This window comes from Caldicoprobacter sp., from assembly GCF_047459465.1.
Taxonomy (GTDB): Bacteria; Bacillota; Clostridia; order Caldicoprobacterales; family Caldicoprobacteraceae; genus Caldicoprobacter.
On record NZ_VSCO01000219.1, the window covers coordinates 1 to 1,828 of the forward strand.

A 1,828-nucleotide genomic window follows, 5' to 3' on the forward strand; every position below is an offset into this window, starting at 1 on the left:
ATAGGTACATCGTTAACAATATTGCTCATGTGATTATGGATTTCCATTTGTGGGCAATATTAAGGAACTTATAGTAATGGTACATATGATATACATATATGGTTTAAACAAAACATGAGAGCTGCTGTCAACAACTGCGTTTGGCATATGCAACCGGTAGAGCCGACTATGTGTATTAGAACCACGTTTATCAATCTAATAGACCAGGGAAAACACACGATCAGGTATCTCTAATGGATTGACAGGTGCTTGATGCATTGTTAAAATAATGTTAACACTAAAAGGGAGTAGCTCTAAAGATAAGATCAACATGCTGGAGGGAATCCTCCTGGTCTTATCTGCTTTAACGTTTGTTAAAGCGAGCGAGACTTTTAGATTATCGGAATGTGACTGATAATCTAAAAGTCTTTTTTTATTGAATGAAAGGGGACAGAAAGTATATTGGACTGTAATGATTGGAAGAATTATGAGAAAACAGATCGATTTTTTTAATAGATATGCAAAGGAATGGAAAGAGGAGGAATGATATGATTCAGGAAATGATTTGGGCATTTTTATTGATTTTTGTTGCGGAAATGGGGGACAAGACCCAAATTCTAGCCATGGCATTTGCTACAAGATATCCAGTAAGAAAAGTACTGATGGGAATAGGGTTGGGAGTATTTTTGAACCATGGTCTTGCTGTCGTTTTAGGAAGCTATCTATCTCGGGTGGTTCCCATCAGAACCATTCAGATGATTGCCGGAGCTGCCTTTGTTGGATTTGCATTTTGGACGCTGAAGCCTGAAGATGAGGAAGAAGAAAAAGAGCAAAGGATGCAATTTGGGCCGATGATAACGGTTGCCCTGGCTTTCTTTTTAGGCGAGCTTGGCGATAAAACTCAATTGACGGCAATCACCCTATCAGCCGATGCTAAATATCCGGTGATGGTTCTGGCAGGAACCGTTTCAGGCATGATAGCCACCGGAGCTTTGGGGATTTTGATTGGTAAGAAGTTAGGCGATAAGATTCCGGAACTGGGTATTAAAATACTGGCGGCTTCCATTTTTATGTTCTTTGGACTTCAAAAGCTGTTTCAAACGGTACCTCCTCGATTTTTAAAATTATATACCGTGGTCCCATTCATCTGCATACTAGCTTTAATTACATATTTGATGGTGCGTTCATTGATTCGCAGAAGGCGTGCTGGGATGCAATCTAGCCTTGTGGCTACAGCAAAGCTGCTTCATGACTATTATCTGCATATGAAAGAGGATTTGGACCATATTTGTCTGGGACCGACGTATTGCGGCACGTGTGAGGGGAATCAATGCGTTATTGGACATGCAAAGGAGATAGTACAGGCGGCATTGGACAATCAAGAGTGCCAGGCGGTACCCCGGGGGAACGAGGTGGACCACTGGAATAAGCCTTTTACGGAAGAGGAGATTTTGGATTGCCTGGTGGATACCCTTTGGTTGATCAGCATCATTTGGGATGAAAAGAATTTGACTAATGCTCACTTCATCAGAAACCAAATGGAAACAATTCTCCTAGGTCAACCGATAAAAAGATTTGAAGATATTGATTCATACATCGAGGAAGTGAGAAAGGTGGATGCCGTGTTATCCGATAAAATTAGCAACATGTTTCGAAGAAGGAAGCCTGTAGGGGTCAGCAACATGTCTGCTTAAGGCATAGAAAAGCTAAGGGGTTGTCTAAAAAGGAGCGTTTGCGTTCATGCGCTCCTTTTAGTATTTTTGGCTAATAGCAAAAATAAATGAGGAATATGCCTTGTGCGCTGTATTTAGGCTGCAGCCGGGCTTTAGCTGTCCTGTTTCCATGAGGA

At 41.4% G+C, this 1,828-nt stretch carries 1 protein-coding gene; it reads left to right on the forward strand.

Annotated features, from left to right (window positions below; all coding sequences use genetic code 11):
• Nucleotides 1–527: 527 nt before the first annotated feature.
• A complete protein-coding gene (locus FWJ59_RS09515; protein WP_414481689.1) occupies nucleotides 528–1,673 on the forward strand; it encodes a TMEM165/GDT1 family protein in 1,146 nt (381 codons plus the stop codon).
• Nucleotides 1,674–1,828 lie beyond the last annotated feature (155 nt).